Below are 14,512 nucleotides of genomic sequence, written 5' to 3'. Positions count from 1 at the left end.
TGCCGCGCAGACTCCTAGCAAAAAGCCGCCGCGATCCGAGGATCGCGGCGGCTTTTTTTCGGTCTTGCTTCGGCACGTTTGAATCGGGAGATTCAAGCGCACAAAGCACTCATCAGATCAGGTGCTTGACACCGTCCTGCTCGCCCAGCAGCTCGTCCAGGGTCTTCTTGATGCACTCTTGCGAGAAGGCATCGATTTCCAGGCCTTCGACGATCTTGTACTCGCCGTTTTCGCAGGTGACGGGGTAGCCGAACATGACTTCCTTGGGGATGCCGTACTCGCCATTTGAGGGGATGCCCATGGTGACCCACTTGCCATTGGTGCCCAGGGCCCAGTCGCGCATATGGTCGATGGCGGCGTTGGCGGCCGAGGCGGCCGACGACAGGCCGCGTGCGGCGATGATGGCGGCGCCGCGCTTGCCCACGGTGGGCAGGAAGGTTTCGCGGTTCCAGGTCTCGTCGTTGATCATGGCCTTGACCGAGGCGCCGCCGATGGTGGCGAAGCGGTAGTCAGCGTACATGGTGGGCGAGTGGTTGCCCCAAACGGCCAGTTTTTCGATCTCGGCCACGGCCTTGCCGGTCTTGGCAGCGATTTGCGAAGCGGCGCGGTTGTGGTCCAGGCGCAGCATGGCGGTGAAGTTCTTGGCCGGCAGATCGGGAGCCGACTTCATCGCGATGTAAGCATTGGTGTTGGCAGGGTTGCCGACGACCAGCACCTTGACGTTGCGCGAAGCCACTGCGTTCAGGGCCTTGCCCTGGGCGGTGAAGATGGCGCCGTTGATGGCCAGCAGTTCCGAGCGCTCCATGCCGGGGCCGCGGGGGCGCGAGCCGACCAGCAGGGCGTAGTCGGTGTCCTTGAAGGCGGTCATGGGATCGCTGTGCGCTTCGATGCCGGCCAGCAGCGGGAAGGCGCAGTCTTCCAATTCCATGATCACGCCCTTCAGCGCGTTCTGGGCCTTCTCGTCGGGGATTTCCAGCAATTGCAGGATGACGGGCTGGTCCTTGCCCAGCATTTCGCCAGAGGCGATGCGAAACAGCAGGGCATAGCCAATTTGGCCGGCAGCGCCGGTGACGGCAACGCGAACGGGTTTTTTGCTCATGAAAGTGCTCCGAGGGTGTTGAAAGCTTGCAATGAATGAATTCGTGCCAGGACCGCGGCAGATTTCGTCATTCGGCTTTGAGCTGAGGGTCTGGGCCGATTGCCGAGCTTGGCGCTTGCGCGACAAGTGTAGGTGAGTCCAAGGGATTTCCCGAGCATAGCCCGGTCATCATCTTGTTTTGGCGCTGAGGATTATCACCGCATGTTGCAAATTGTTTACTGTCTTATGTCTTATAGAAGACATCAGCTGTTTTGCAGCTGCTTTTCGTGGACTTGAGGCTTGGCTTGTGCTGCAATATCGGCCATGTCTGCAGTCCCGTCCCGTTTCAATGCCACTAAAGCCGCCACCGAGCGAGAAGTGCGCGGAGCCGGCGGGGCGATCGGCCATGCCGGCCCTGTCAATCAAGGTGCGGCAACCGGCCCGGCGGGCGTCCTGAGTCACGCCGTCGGCGGCCCCTCCTTCAGCCCGCTTTACCGTCAGATCAAGGACTTGATCATCGCCAGCCTGCAAGGCGGCGAATGGAAGGCGGGCGAGGCCATCCCCAGTGAGTTGGATCTTGCGGCGAGATTTGGCGTTAGCCAGGGCACGGTGCGCAAGGCGGTCGACGAGATGGCGGCCGAAAATCTTTTGGTGCGCCGGCAGGGCAAGGGCACTTTTGTCGCGACCCATGCCGAGCAAAAAGTTCAGTACCGCTTTCTGCGCCTGATGCCTGATGAGGGCTCGCAAAGCCTGGAGCGTCAGTTGCTGGACTGCAAGCGCCTGCGCGCGCCGGCTGCGATTGCCAAGCAATTGCAGCTGCGGGCCGGGGATCAGATGGTGGAGGTGCGTCGCCTGCTCAAGGCGCAGGGGCGGCCGGTGGTGCTGGACGATATCTGGTTGCCGGGCAATTTGTTCAAAGGCCTGACAACCGAGCGGCTCAATCAATACCGCGGCCCCTTCTACGGCCTGTTTGAGGCAGAGTTCGGCGTGCACATGATTCGCGCCCAGGAAAAAATTCGTGCGCTGGCGGCGGATGCCGAGGCGGCCGCGCTCTTGCAAGTGCCGGTGGGCGCGCCCTTGCTGAGCGTGGAGAGACTGTCATTCACCTATGGAGATAAGCCGGTAGAGCTGCGCCGAGGGCTCTATCACACCGAATCACACTTCTATCGCAACGAGCTGAACTGATGCTTTCATCCGCAGCTTGGCGTTGCTTCCCCGTTACTCAATGCGCACTGGCTCAGATGCTTATCTGCTGCATTGCAATAAACTCCACTAGTTTCATGTTGATTACACAAGGTCGGGTATGACAAACACCACCAAGAACCCCTCGGCAAGGCGAGAATTTCGCAATGTCAATTTCCTTTCCGACCTGCCGGGCTACCGTCTGCCGCCCGCCGGCATCGTCTCCATCCTGCACCGCGTGAGCGGCTTGCTGATGTTCTTGCTCCTGCCTTTCATCATCTGGATGTTCGACACGAGCCTGACTTCGGAGATCTCATACGAGTCCTTCACCAATGCTTTCGTGGCTGGCATCGGCTTTGTGCCGGCCTGGTTTGTCAAGCTGGTGGTGCTGGGTCTGATCTGGGGCTATTTGCACCATTTCATCGCCGGCGTGCGCCACCTGTGGATGGATGCCACCCACAGCGTCAGCAAGGAGCAGGGTCATAGCTCGGCCATCATCACCTTGGCCTTGAGTGTGTTGCTGACCGTGCTCTTGGGCGCCAAGCTGTTCGGCCTGTATTGAGCTTTTTGAGAGAGAAGAACTATGACTACCTATGGTTCCAAGCGTACCGTCGTCGGTGCGCATTACGGTTTGCGTGACTGGCTGGCGCAGCGGGTCACCGCCGTGCTGATGGCCTTGTTTACCGTCGTCCTGCTGGTGCAGGTGCTCTTGCCCGGCCCTTTGGGCTATGACCGCTGGGCCGGCATCTTTGCGCAGCAGTGGATGAAGTTTCTGACCTTTGTCCTGATCATCTCTCTGGCGTATCACGCCTGGGTTGGTGTGCGCGACATCTGGATGGATTATGTGAAGCCTGTGGGCCTGCGTCTGGCTCTGCAGGTGTTCAGCTTGGTTTGGTTGTTGGGCTGCGCCGGTTGGGCCGTCCAAGTGTTGTGGAGAATGTGATGACGGCGGCTACAAATTCGATTCCTAAGCGCAAGTTCGATGTGGTCATCGTTGGAGCCGGTGGCTCTGGCATGCGCGCTTCTTTGCAGCTGTCGCTGGCCGGCCTGAATGTGGCTGTGCTGTCCAAGGTCTTCCCGACCCGCTCGCACACGGTGGCGGCACAGGGCGGCGTGAGCGCCTCGCTGGGCAATATGTCCGAGGACAACTGGCACTATCACTTCTTCGACACCGTCAAGGGTTCGGACTGGTTGGGCGACCAAGACGCCATCGAGTTCATGTGCCGTGAAGCGCCCAAGGTCGTGTACGAGCTTGAGCACTTCGGCATGCCTTTTGACCGCAATGCCGATGGCACGATTTATCAGCGCCCCTTCGGCGGCCACACGGCCAATTACGGTGAGAAGCCGGTGCAGCGCGCCTGCGCCGCGGCCGACCGTACCGGCCACGCCATGCTGCACACCCTGTACCAGCAAAACGTCAAGGCCAAGACTCAGTTCTTCGTCGAGTGGATGGCGCTGGACCTGATCCGCAACGAAGCGGGCGATGTGGTCGGCGTGACCGCGCTGGAAATGGAAACCGGCGAAGTCCACATCATGGAAGCCAAGACCGTGTTGCTGGCCACCGGCGGTGCCGGCCGCATCTTCGGTGCCTCCACCAATGCCTTCATCAACACCGGCGACGGTCTGGGCATGGCGGCTCGTGCCGGCATCCCCTTGGAGGACATGGAGTTCTGGCAATTCCACCCCACCGGCGTGGCCGGCGCGGGCGTTTTGCTGACCGAAGGCTGCCGTGGCGAAGGTGCGATTCTGCGCAATTGCAATGGTGAGCGATTCATGGAGCGCTATGCGCCCACGCTGAAGGATCTGGCTCCGCGTGACTTCGTCTCGCGTTGCATGGACCAGGAGATCAAGGAAGGTCGCGGCTGCGGTCCCAACAAGGACTATATCGAGCTGGACATGACCCACTTGGGCGCCGACACCATCATGAAGCGTCTGCCCTCGGTGTTCGAAATTGGCCATAACTTCGCCAACGTCGACATCACCAAGGAGCCCATCCCCGTGGTCCCCACCATCCATTACCAGATGGGTGGCATCCCGACCAATATCTATGGTCAGGTCGTCGTGCCCAAGGACGGCGAACCCAACACCGTGGTGAACGGCCTCTACGCGGTGGGCGAATGCGCTTGCGTCAGCGTGCACGGCGCCAACCGCCTGGGTACCAACTCGCTGCTGGACCTGCTGGTGTTCGGCCGCGCGGCCGGCAATCACATCGTCGAGTCCGGTCTCAAGACCACCCAGCACAAGCCGCTGCCGGCCGATGCGGGTGCCGAGTCCCTGGCCCGTGTGGCCCGTCTGGACAATAGCAACTCTGGCGAATACGCCCAGGATGTGGCCAACGACCTGCGTCTGGCCATGCAGCGCCACGCCGGCGTGTTCCGCACCCAAGCCATGCTCGACGAGGGCGTGGTCAAGGTCGCGGAAATTGCCAAGCGCGTCAAGAACATCACGCTCAAGGACAAGTCCAAGGTCTTCAATACCGCGCGTATCGAGGCCCTGGAGGTCGAGAATCTGATCGAAGTGGCGCAAGCCACCATCGTCTCGGCTGCGGCTCGCCGTGAAAGCCGTGGTGCTCACACCGTGGACGACTACGCGGACACGCCCGAGCATCCAAATGGCCGCAATGACGCCGAGTGGATGAAGCACACCCTGTGGTACTCGGAAGGCAATCGCCTGGACTACAAGCCGGTCAAGCTCAAGCCGCTGACGGTGGACTCCATTCCGCCGAAAGTCAGAACGTTCTAAGCAGCGTTTGATCAGCCAAGAATTAAGGATAACGACATGACCAAGCGCACCTTTCAGATCTACCGCTACGACCCGGACAAGGATGCCAAGCCCTATATGCAGACCCTGGAGGTCGAGCTGGACGGCTCCGAGCGCATGCTGCTGGACGCCCTGGGCAAGCTCAAGGCGGTGGACCCCACCCTGAGCTTCCGCCGCTCCTGCCGTGAAGGCGTTTGCGGCTCGGACGCCATGAATATCAATGGCAAGAACGGCCTGGCCTGCCTGACCAATATGCGCACGCTGCCCGGCGTGATCGTCTTGAAGCCCCTGCCTGGCCTGCCCGTCATCCGCGATCTGATCGTGGACATGACCCAGTTCTTCAAGCAGTACAACTCGATCAAGCCTTATCTGATCAACGAGACGCCGCTGCCCGACAAGGAGCGTCTGCAGTCGCCCGAAGAGCGCGACGAGCTGAACGGCTTGTACGAGTGCATTTTGTGCGCCAGCTGCTCGACCAGCTGCCCCAGCTTCTGGTGGAACCCCGACAAGTTCGTGGGCCCCGCTGGTTTGCTGCAGGCCTACCGTTTCATCGCCGACAGCCGTGACGATGCGACCGCAGCCCGTTTGGATAACCTGGAAGATCCTTACCGCCTGTTCCGCTGCCACACCATCATGAACTGTGTCGATGTCTGCCCCAAGGGCTTGAACCCGACCAAGGCGATTGGCAAGATCAAGGAAATGATGGTGCGTCGCGCCATCTGACCCGGACTCGCCGCGTGATTCTCAATATGACCGATTCCATGTCCGGAAATAACTTGATTGATGAGCGGGCTCTGTCCAAGCTGCGTTGGCGCTGCCGGCGCGGCTTGCTGGAAAACGATCTCTTCATCGAGCGTTTTTTTGACAAGCACGCCGCCAGCCTGACCGAAAACCAGGCCCAAGGCCTGCGGGAGTTGATGGATCTGTCCGATAACGATTTGTTGGACTTGCTGCTGCGCCGCAAAGAGCCCGAAGGCGAGTTGCAGCGTGCCGATGTCCTCGAGGTCCTCGCTCTGCTGAGAACCAACGCGACCGCCGTTTAAGAAATACCCAAGAAGCAAAGGAAAAGCCCATGATTCCGTCAGACGTCAAAGCCACCCTGTCGTTCTCCGACGGCAGTCCGAATATGGACCTGCCCCTTTACAAGGGCACCATTGGCCCGGATGTGATCGACATCCGCAAGCTCTACGCTCAGACCGGCAAGTTCACCTACGACCCGGGCTTCCTGTCGACCGCCTCCTGCAACTCCACCATCACCTATATCGACGGTGACAAGGGCGAGCTGCTGTATCGCGGCTACCCGATCGAACAGCTGGCCACCAGCTGCGACTATCTGGAAACCTGCTATCTGCTGCTGTACGGAGAATTGCCCAACCCCGCACAGAAGGAAGAGTTCGTGGCCCGTGTGACCAATCACACCATGGTCAACGAGCAGATGCAGTTCTTCCTGCGTGGCTTCCGCCGTGATGCGCACCCGATGGCTGTGATGACTGGTTTGGTCGGCGCGATGTCGGCCTTCTATCACGACAGCACCGACATCAATAACCCTGAGCACCGCGAAATCGCGGCGATCCGCTTGATCGCCAAGATGCCCACCCTGGTGGCCATGGCTTATAAGTACACCGTCGGTCAGCCCTATATCTATCCCAAGAACGATCTGAGCTACGCCGGCAACTTCATGCGCATGATGTTTGCCACGCCTTGCGAAGACTACAAGCCCAACGACGTGCTGGTGCGCGCGATGGACCGCATCTTCATTCTGCACGCCGACCACGAGCAAAACGCCTCGACCTCGACCGTGCGTCTGTGCGGCTCCTCGGGCACCAACCCCTTCGCAGCCATCGCCGCCGGCGTGGCTTGCCTGTGGGGCCCGGCGCACGGTGGCGCCAACGAAGCCGCACTGAATATGCTGGAAGACATCCAGCGCAACGGTGGTGTGGCCAAGATTGGCGAGTTCATCAAGCAGGTCAAGGACAAGAACTCCGGCGTCAAGCTGATGGGCTTCGGTCATCGGGTCTACAAGAACTACGACCCGCGTGCCAAGCTGATGCGCGAAACCTGCCACGAGGTGCTGGACGAACTGGGTCTGCACAACGACCCCATGTTCAAGCTGGCCATGGAGCTGGAAAAGATTGCGCTGGAAGACGAGTACTTCGTCGCCCGCAAGCTCTACCCAAATGTGGACTTCTACTCGGGCATCGTGCAGCGCGCCATCGGCATCCCCGTGCCCCTGTTCACCGCCATCTTCTCGCTGGCTCGCACCGTGGGCTGGATTGCCCAGCTGAACGAAATGATCGGCGACCCGGAGTACAAGATCGGCCGTCCGCGTCAGCTCTTCGTAGGCTCCACCGCCCGCAACGTCAAGCCCATCGGCGAACGTTGATCTGGCAAGAACTCCCCGCCAGGGGAGTTCGGCTGAGTTTGCCCAGCCCCCTAGAATTGGACCTCGACGAGGTCGGATTCTTGGGGGCTGTTTCATTGGTGCGATAGCCCGTACGCAATCCAAGCAGGACCGCCGCCCGCCGTTACTGAAAATTTTGTGAAGTTGGCGAACCTGGCCAACGCGAGAAGGCCGGGCTTTTGGGCTATGCTGCGCACCGACAAGCAAACGTTTGCTCACGCCGGAAATCCCGACTCATCGAGCCCATGTTTGCCGGCCCCGTTTTAGCGACGTGGCGTCGTTCACCCAGCGCTGCCAGGCGCTGGTGGCGCGACGCAGGGAGTCGGCCGAAACGGCAAGGACAAAAAAACAAGGCCGCGACCGACTCCTGGGTCAGCGCGAGCCACCAGACCGAGACCAGAGTTTTTCGTGAGCACGATCAAAGATGTGGCGTCCCGTGCGGGCGTCTCTTTCACGACGGTGTCGCATGTGTTGAACAACACCCGGCCCGTCAGCGCCGAGGCGCGTCGCCGCGTGCTCGAGGCGGTGGAGGAGATCGGCTATCTGCCCAGCGCCGTGGCCCGCTCCCTGCGCACCAGCGAGACCAAGATCGTGGGCGTGCTGGTGCCCAATGTGCAAAACCCCTTCTTCGCCGAACTGGTTTGCGGCGTGGAAGAAAGCTGCCGCCTGGCCGGCTATTCGGTGTTCTTGTGCAACTCGGACAACGACCCCAAGCGCCAGCAGCAATACATGCGCACCTTGCTGGAAAAGCGGGTGGATGGGCTCCTGCTGTCCTCGGCCGGCGACGACGAAGCCCTGGCCCGCATTTTCAAGATGGCCCGCGTGCCCGCTGTGACCGTGGACCGCCTGGTGCCCGGCGCCAGGGCCGACCGCGTCAGTGTCGACAACTGCCAGGGCGCGCAAAACGCCGTCAGCCATCTGCTGGACTTGGGGCATCAGCGCATCGCCTGCATCAGCGGCCCAGCGGAGTTCGAGGTTTCGCGCGAACGTCTGCAAGGCTGGCGCAATGCCCTGCAAGCGCGTGGGCTGGACGCGGACGAGCGCCTGGTGATTTCCAGCGACTTCAGCAGCCAGGGCGGCTACGCGGCGGCCTGCCGGCTCTTGCAAGCCCAGCGCGACTTGCCCGCCGCCGCCCCGAAAGTCACCGCCATCTTCGCCAGCAATGATTTGATGGCCATAGGTGCGCTGCGCGCCGCCGCCGAGTTCGGCCTGGCCGTGCCGCAGCAGCTATCGGTGATCGGCTTCGATGACATCGAGCTGGGGCGTTATGTGTTTCCCGCCCTCACCACCGTGGGCTGCTCCATCAAGGCCTTGGGCCAGCAGGCCGGGCAGATGCTGATCGAGCGCATCGATCAAGCCGAGGCCGAGCTGCGCGAGGTCTTGATGACGCCCAGCCTGGTGCTGCGCGAAAGCACCTGCGCGCCCAACCTCAGCCCGAGCCCGGGCCCTTCTTTCAAAGCTTCAAAAAAATGACTCAGCAGAACTCCGGCCTGCCCACCTCCAAATCCCAGTCCGCCCAGGTCTTGGTGGTCGGCAGCATCAATATGGATATGGTGGCCCACGCCCCACGTCTGCCCGCACCCGGTGAGACCCTGGTGGGTGAGGCCTTTGTGATGGCGCCCGGTGGCAAGGGCGCCAATCAGGCCGTGGCCGCGGCTCGACTGGGTGCCAAGGTCGCCTTTGTGTCCCGCGTGGGTACGCGTCAGCATGGCGAGGCCTTGCTGCAGGCTTTGCAGGACGAGGGCGTGGACAGCAGCGCCGTGGCGCGCGATGCCCAGGCCTTGCCCGGCATTGCCGTCATCATGGTGGCGAGCGAGGGGGGCGAGAACTCCATCGTCTATGTGCCTGGCAGCAATGCCCAGCTCAGCCCTGCCGATGTACAGGCGGCAGCCGCTAAGTTTCAGGCGGCTACCGTCACCGTGGCCCAGCTGGAAGTGCCGGTTCCTGCCATCCAGCGGGCCTTTGAGTTGACCCGGGCCGCAGGGGGGCGCACGGTGTTGAACGCCGCCCCGGCCCTGGCGGTGACGCCGGCCTTGCTGGCTTTGTCCGATTGCTTGATCTTGAACGAGACCGAGGCCTTTCAACTGGCCGGTCTGCCAAGCCTGCCCGAAGACGCAGCGCAGGCGCAACTATTGGCCCAGGTTGCTGAGGCCGCTCATGCTTTGCGTCAACGTGGGGCAGGGCAGGTCCTGGTGACTTTGGGCGCGGCCGGCGTGCTGATGTGTGGAGCCGAGGGCCCGCAACACCTGCCCGCCCAGGCCGTCAAAGCCGTGGATACCGTGGGCGCGGGCGACACCTTTGTCGGCGGCTTTGCCACCGGTCTGGCCGAGGGCCTGGCACCCGTCGAAGCGGCTCGTTTGGGCATGGCTGCGGCGGCGATTGCCGTCAGCCGCAGCGGGGTGCAAAGCGCCATGCCCAAGCGGGCAGAGCTGGGTGCTGGCTTCGCGCCCAAGCGCTGATCACGGGCGCAAGTACTGCAGTAAGAAGAAAGGTCCGCCATGAAGTCCGACACCCGTTTGCAGGTGATTTTTGATACCGACCCTGGCATCGACGATGCTATGGCCTTGTTCCTGCTGGCCCGCCATCCCGCCATCCATTTGCGCGCCATCACCACCGTGTTTGGCAATGCCTCGGTGGCGGTGACTACCCGCAATGCCCAGGCCTTGTGTGGCCTCTACGGCCTGCCGCCCGAGCAGGTCTCGGTGGCGGCCGGCGCGGCCGGCCCGGTGCAGATGGGCGCCGAGCGCGAGCATTCCACCCATGTCCATGGCGAGGACGGCCTGGGCGGCGAAGCGCAAAAGGCGATCGATGCACGCGCCGCTCTGCACCCGCTCGACCCGCGCCCGGCCTACCAATTGATCTGCGATATGGTCAATGCCCAGCCCGGCCAGCTCACCCTGATCGCCGTGGGCCCCATGAGCAATCTGGCCCTGGCCCTGCGCCACGACCCCAGCATCGCGGCCAAGGTCCATCAAGTGATCGTGATGGGCGGCGCCTTTGGCACCCAGGGCCGCAGCGGCAATGTCACACCGGTGGCCGAGGCCAATATGATCAACGACCCCGAGGCGGCCGACATCGTTTTTGGCGCCGAATGGCCGGTGGTCATCGTCGGTCTGGACGTGACGCAAGCCGTGGTGATGGACGAGGACTACCTCGCCAGCCTGCAAGGCCGCGGCGGTGCGATTGGCGATTTTTTGTGGAAAGCCACCCGCCATTACCAAGACTTCTACCACTCGGTGGACGGCATTCGCGGCATCTACTCCCACGACGCCAGTGCGATTGCCTATGCCATTGAGCCCGAGGCTTTCGAGCTGCGTGCCGGCCCCGTGCGGGTCGCCCTGGAAGGCATTGCCCGAGGCCAGACCATTCAAAAGCTGCGCAAGCCAGGGCCCACGGCCGATGCCTGGACCGGCTGCCCCTCGCAGCAGGTCTGCATCGGCGTGGACGCTGCCCGAGTTCTAGCCCTGTTCGACCAAGCATTTGACGCTGCCGCCTGAGCGGCAGAACGTTACAGTTCAACGCATCCCGCACCCGAGGCGGGATGCCCATTTTTGGAGTACCCCCACATGACCGCTCAAACCACCATCCTCAAGGCCCGCTGGCTCTTGCCCATGAGCCCCGGCAGCCAAGTGCTGAACGACCATGCCCTGGTCATCCAGGGCGAGCGCATTGCCGCCATCCTGCCCTGGGCGGCGGCCGCTCAGCAGTTCCCGGATGCCGCCACGGTGGAGCTGGGCGAGCATGTGCTGATCCCGGGCCTGATCAATGCCCACACCCATTCGGCCATGTCCTTGCTGCGTGGCGTGGCCGACGACGTGCCGCTGATGGACTGGCTCAACAACCACATCTGGCCCCTGGAGAAGAAGTGGGTCAGCGAGGACTGGACCTATCAAGGATCCCTGCTGAGCGCTGCGGAAGCTCTGCGCGGCGGCGTGACTTACCTCAACGATATGTACTTCTTCCCGACCGCGATGGCGCGGGCGGCGCTTGACAGCGGCGTGCGTGCCGGTGTGTCCATCAATGTGATCGACTTCCCCACCGGCTATGCGGCCAATGCTGCGGAGTACATCAGCAAAGGCCTGGAAGCCTACGAGCAGTACAAGGGCGAGAAGCTGCTGGACTGGACCTCGGCCCCGCACGCGCCTTACACCGTCTCGGACGAGACCTTTGTGCAGCTGCGCGATCTGGCCTTGAAGCTCGACATTCAGATGCACTGCCACATCCACGAAACGCAGTTCGAGGTGGATGAAAGCGTCAAGCAGCACGGCATGCGTCCGCTGGAGCGTCTCAACAAGCTGGGCCTGCTGAACGAGCGCATGATGGCCGTGCACATGGTCCATCTGAATGAAGCCGAGATCGCCATGCTGGCCAAGCAAGGCGTGCATGTGGTTCACAACCCCAACTCGAATATGAAGCTGGCCTCGGGTGTCTGCCCGGTGACGGCACTGGAAGCCGCCGGCGTCAACACCGTGCTGGGCACCGACGGCGCGGCCTCTAACAATCGCCAGGACATGTTTGGCGAGATCCGTGCCGCCGCCTTGCTGGCCAAGGGCGTGACGCAGAACTCCACCACCGTCTCGGCCCGCACGGCGCTTGAAATGGCCACCATCCGCGCCGCCAAGGCCATGGGCCGTGGCGATGATCTGGGTTCACTGGAAGTGGGCAAGCTGGCCGATGTGGTGGCCGTCTCCCTGGATGCCCTGGAATGCCGCCCGGTTTACAACCCCGAGGCTCAGCTGGTGTACGTGGCCGGCCGCGAGCATGTGTCCGACGTCTGGGTGGGCGGCAAGCAGGTGCTCAAGAACCGCGTGCTGACCCAGGTCGATCAGGCCGCGGTCTTGGACCGCATCGAGGCCATCGTGGCGCAGATGAAGGCGCAGCGCTAAGCGCTCCCTATCAAGCCTGTACTCGCGCGGCGAAGTCCCAGACCGACTTGGCCGCGCCGTAGCGCAGGCTTTGGCGCTTGTTTAGCTGCAGGATCTCAAAGCCCGGGCCCAGCGCCTCGCGCAGTTTGGCCTCGGTAAAGAACTGCTTGGGCAGGCCGTCCACCAGGACGGTGGCCCAGTTGCTCGCATCCTTTGGGGCGCCGTAATTGAAATCGTCCTCGGCATTGACGCTGCCTAGCAGCAGTCCCGAGGGTGTGAGCAGACGCTGCAAGCCTGTGAAGGCCTTGAGCGTGTCGGCCTGGTCAAAGTAATGCAGGCTCAGATGAGCGATCACCAGCGCAAAGCTATGGGCGGGCAGGGCGCTCAGGTCTCTGGCGTCGGCCAGCAGTGCATGCGCTGGTGGGTGTTTGGCCTGGCAACGGGCCAAGGCCTGTTCCGAGATATCGACGGCGGTCACTTGCCAACCCAGGGCCAGCAAGGCGCCGGTTTCATGGCCATCGCCGCTGCCCAGGTCCAGGGCCTGCCCGCCGGAAGGAAGGGGGAGCAGGGATTGCCATTGCCAGAGCCAAGCGTCGTCAACGGCCAAGGGCTGCGCCTGGTAGCGCTGATTCCAGACTTGGGCGGGCTTGTTCATGGCCCCAGTTTCGCATTTGCAAACCGCCAGAGGCATTGACCTTGCAGGCAAGGGCCCCGCCATGACACCGAGGGCATGCCGATATTTGAATGAAAGAGCGTGAGCGAACGGCCGCGTGGGGTCAGGTCTTGCTAGGCGGCGATCGGGGCCCGCCGCGCGTGCGGATTCAGCATGCTGGCCGCTGCAATATCGATATGAAGAGGCTTTCTGCTGAGAAACCCCGGCTGCGGCTGCAGGCGGGCGGCGCCATAATCATCGCCAAAAGGGTCTGGGGCTATCCAATCCCCCAGAGAAAAGAGTCACAAAGGCTTGCAGCCTGGGACGGTGGGATGGTTCAGTTCAACATGGTTTGCTGCCTCTTCAGCAGCCGCGTGCTTCACGGGCTTTGACACTCGGCAGATATACGCTACCCGTTTGCCCTCATTTGCCATGCGCTATCTTCTGTTCCTGGTTGCCCTTCTGGCATTGCCATCAATCGCGATCCAGCCCCAACGAGTCTTCTGGGCCTCGCTCGAGTCGCAAGACGCCTTTACCCAAGCCTCGACGAGCATTGGTGTTGTCCCCGTAGTCGCAAAGATCCAACTTCAAGGCTGCGATGTTCAGGGCGTCACGTTCGTAGTGGCCGGCGAGACCGTTGCGCTTCCTTCGCTTGCACTGTCTTCGGGTGGCTGTCCTCGCCCATCGAAAATGACGCTGCTGTATAGCAGTTGCTGCTATACAGCAGTTCCGTCGGTAAAACCGGAGGACGAGACGCTCTATCTTGATCTCATCGTTCCGCTGGAAGAGCAAGCGCCAAGTCCGCATCCAGGACAAACAATCGAGTTCAGATTCACATACAAGCCTGGAGCACTTCGTGTGCTATGGCCACTGGTGCAACCGTGAGGCCTCACGAGTAAGGATAGGTCGCGCGCAGCGAGCAAAGCCGCGCCCTGATCCGTTTGTTAGACAGGCTTGCTGTCATGCTGCATAACGCAAAATTTCACCGGCTTGCATGCGAAGCATGGACGTCCGTAATCAACGGCCAGCTAGCCAGAGTCGATAGATGGCGACGTTTCCGTTCACTTGAGTCGTCGCCAAAGACGGTGCCACAAAAGATCACCAAATGCCACTTGATAAAAGGCTCCGACCACTGCACCCACAACGGCGCAAGCGAGTGGCACGAGTGGACCGTCTGCGTCTTTGAAAAAGCGCATGCCCAAGTAGCCGAAGACGAGGAAGCCAACGATGGCGCCGCCGATCAGGGCACCGAGTGTCGAGTAGCCTTGATGTTTGCTCATGGGGTTACCTGGAGGGGCTGAATGTCGAAGTTGTGTGCTTGCGGAGCCGTCCTGCACGAACGACAGATTGACCATGCTCGTGCCAGAAAGGCGTCAGGAAGATCATTGGCAAATTCCGCTGGCCATTCAAGTTGACCGCCACATGCTAACGCCCTCGGGGCGCTAGCCAGCGATGCGGGCGCTCTGCGCCCAATGTAGAAAGCGTGCATTTTTGCGGGTCAGCTTTTTGTGTCTGATCGTTGCAGGCGTCCGGCTGGGGTTGTGAGAAGAATCACGACTCGCACGGGGCTCAAA

At 61.8% G+C, this 14,512-nt stretch carries 15 protein-coding genes; 12 read left to right on the top strand and 3 right to left on the bottom strand.

Annotation, left to right across the window (positions count from 1 at the left end):
- Nucleotides 1-112: 112 nt before the first annotated feature.
- Nucleotides 113-1,099 (bottom strand): malate dehydrogenase, encoded by a 987-nt coding sequence (locus tag DBR47_RS14070; protein WP_124451033.1) that lies wholly within the window; start codon nucleotides 1,097-1,099, stop codon nucleotides 113-115.
- Nucleotides 1,100-1,402: 303 nt separating this feature from the next.
- On the opposite strand from DBR47_RS14070, the gene DBR47_RS14065 reads away from it, so the two are divergent.
- The 11 genes from DBR47_RS14065 (at nucleotide 1,403) to DBR47_RS14015 (ending at nucleotide 12,307) form a co-directional block, all read left to right on the top strand.
- Complete coding sequence (locus DBR47_RS14065; protein ID WP_124451031.1) at nucleotides 1,403-2,263, top strand: GntR family transcriptional regulator; 861 nt, start codon at nucleotides 1,403-1,405, stop codon at nucleotides 2,261-2,263.
- A 118-nt stretch (nucleotides 2,264-2,381) separates the two neighbouring features.
- Nucleotides 2,382-2,822, top strand: coding sequence for a succinate dehydrogenase, cytochrome b556 subunit (gene sdhC / locus DBR47_RS14060; protein ID WP_124451029.1), 441 nt, complete (start codon nucleotides 2,382-2,384; stop codon nucleotides 2,820-2,822).
- A gap of 21 nt (nucleotides 2,823-2,843) precedes the next feature.
- A complete protein-coding gene (gene sdhD / locus DBR47_RS14055; protein WP_124451027.1) occupies nucleotides 2,844-3,203 on the top strand; it encodes a succinate dehydrogenase, hydrophobic membrane anchor protein in 360 nt (119 codons plus the stop codon).
- Entirely contained in the window at nucleotides 3,203-5,002 is a 1,800-nt protein-coding gene (sdhA, locus tag DBR47_RS14050; RefSeq protein WP_124451025.1) for a succinate dehydrogenase flavoprotein subunit, read from the top strand. Before sdhD ends, sdhA begins: the two co-directional genes overlap by 1 nt.
- A gap of 36 nt (nucleotides 5,003-5,038) precedes the next feature.
- Nucleotides 5,039-5,743, top strand: coding sequence for a succinate dehydrogenase iron-sulfur subunit (locus DBR47_RS14045; RefSeq protein ID WP_124451023.1), 705 nt, complete (start codon nucleotides 5,039-5,041; stop codon nucleotides 5,741-5,743).
- Nucleotides 5,744-5,781: 38 nt separating this feature from the next.
- On the top strand, nucleotides 5,782-6,063 hold the full coding sequence (locus DBR47_RS14040) for a succinate dehydrogenase assembly factor 2 (protein ID WP_124451021.1): 282 nt from the start codon (nucleotides 5,782-5,784) through the stop codon (nucleotides 6,061-6,063).
- Between the two features lie 29 nt (nucleotides 6,064-6,092).
- Nucleotides 6,093-7,403 carry a citrate synthase gene (gltA, locus tag DBR47_RS14035; RefSeq protein ID WP_124451019.1) on the top strand — a complete coding sequence of 437 codons (1,311 nt, stop codon included), beginning with the start codon at nucleotides 6,093-6,095 and terminating at the stop codon, nucleotides 7,401-7,403.
- Nucleotides 7,404-7,829: 426 nt separating this feature from the next.
- On the top strand, nucleotides 7,830-8,894 hold the full coding sequence (locus DBR47_RS14030; RefSeq protein ID WP_124451017.1) for a LacI family DNA-binding transcriptional regulator: 1,065 nt from the start codon (nucleotides 7,830-7,832) through the stop codon (nucleotides 8,892-8,894).
- On the top strand, nucleotides 8,891-9,880 hold the full coding sequence (locus DBR47_RS14025; RefSeq protein WP_124451016.1) for a ribokinase: 990 nt from the start codon (nucleotides 8,891-8,893) through the stop codon (nucleotides 9,878-9,880). Before DBR47_RS14030 ends, DBR47_RS14025 begins: the two co-directional genes overlap by 4 nt.
- A 39-nt stretch (nucleotides 9,881-9,919) precedes the next feature.
- Complete coding sequence (locus DBR47_RS14020; protein WP_124451014.1) at nucleotides 9,920-10,918, top strand: nucleoside hydrolase; 999 nt, start codon at nucleotides 9,920-9,922, stop codon at nucleotides 10,916-10,918.
- Between the two features lie 69 nt (nucleotides 10,919-10,987).
- Nucleotides 10,988-12,307: a TRZ/ATZ family hydrolase gene (locus tag DBR47_RS14015; protein ID WP_124451012.1), complete on the top strand. Its 1,320-nt coding sequence runs from the start codon at nucleotides 10,988-10,990 to the stop codon at nucleotides 12,305-12,307.
- 10 nt (nucleotides 12,308-12,317) lie between these two features.
- Here DBR47_RS14015 and DBR47_RS14010 read toward each other — a convergent pair whose 3' ends face one another.
- Entirely contained in the window at nucleotides 12,318-12,941 is a 624-nt protein-coding gene (locus tag DBR47_RS14010) for a trans-aconitate 2-methyltransferase (RefSeq protein WP_197047066.1), read from the bottom strand.
- 414 nt (nucleotides 12,942-13,355) lie between these two features.
- On the opposite strand from DBR47_RS14010, the gene DBR47_RS14005 reads away from it, so the two are divergent.
- A complete protein-coding gene (locus DBR47_RS14005; protein WP_197047065.1) occupies nucleotides 13,356-13,823 on the top strand; it encodes a hypothetical protein in 468 nt (155 codons plus the stop codon).
- Nucleotides 13,824-13,999: 176 nt separating this feature from the next.
- On the opposite strand, the gene DBR47_RS14000 is transcribed toward DBR47_RS14005, so the two are convergent.
- Complete coding sequence (locus DBR47_RS14000; RefSeq protein ID WP_124451006.1) at nucleotides 14,000-14,218, bottom strand: hypothetical protein; 219 nt, start codon at nucleotides 14,216-14,218, stop codon at nucleotides 14,000-14,002.
- Nucleotides 14,219-14,512: the final 294 nt, after the last annotated feature.

The organism is Paucibacter sp. KBW04 (assembly GCF_003852425.1).
Classification (GTDB): domain Bacteria; phylum Pseudomonadota; class Gammaproteobacteria; order Burkholderiales; family Burkholderiaceae_C; genus Paucibacter_A.
This window is presented reverse-complemented; position numbering and strand designations above follow the sequence as displayed.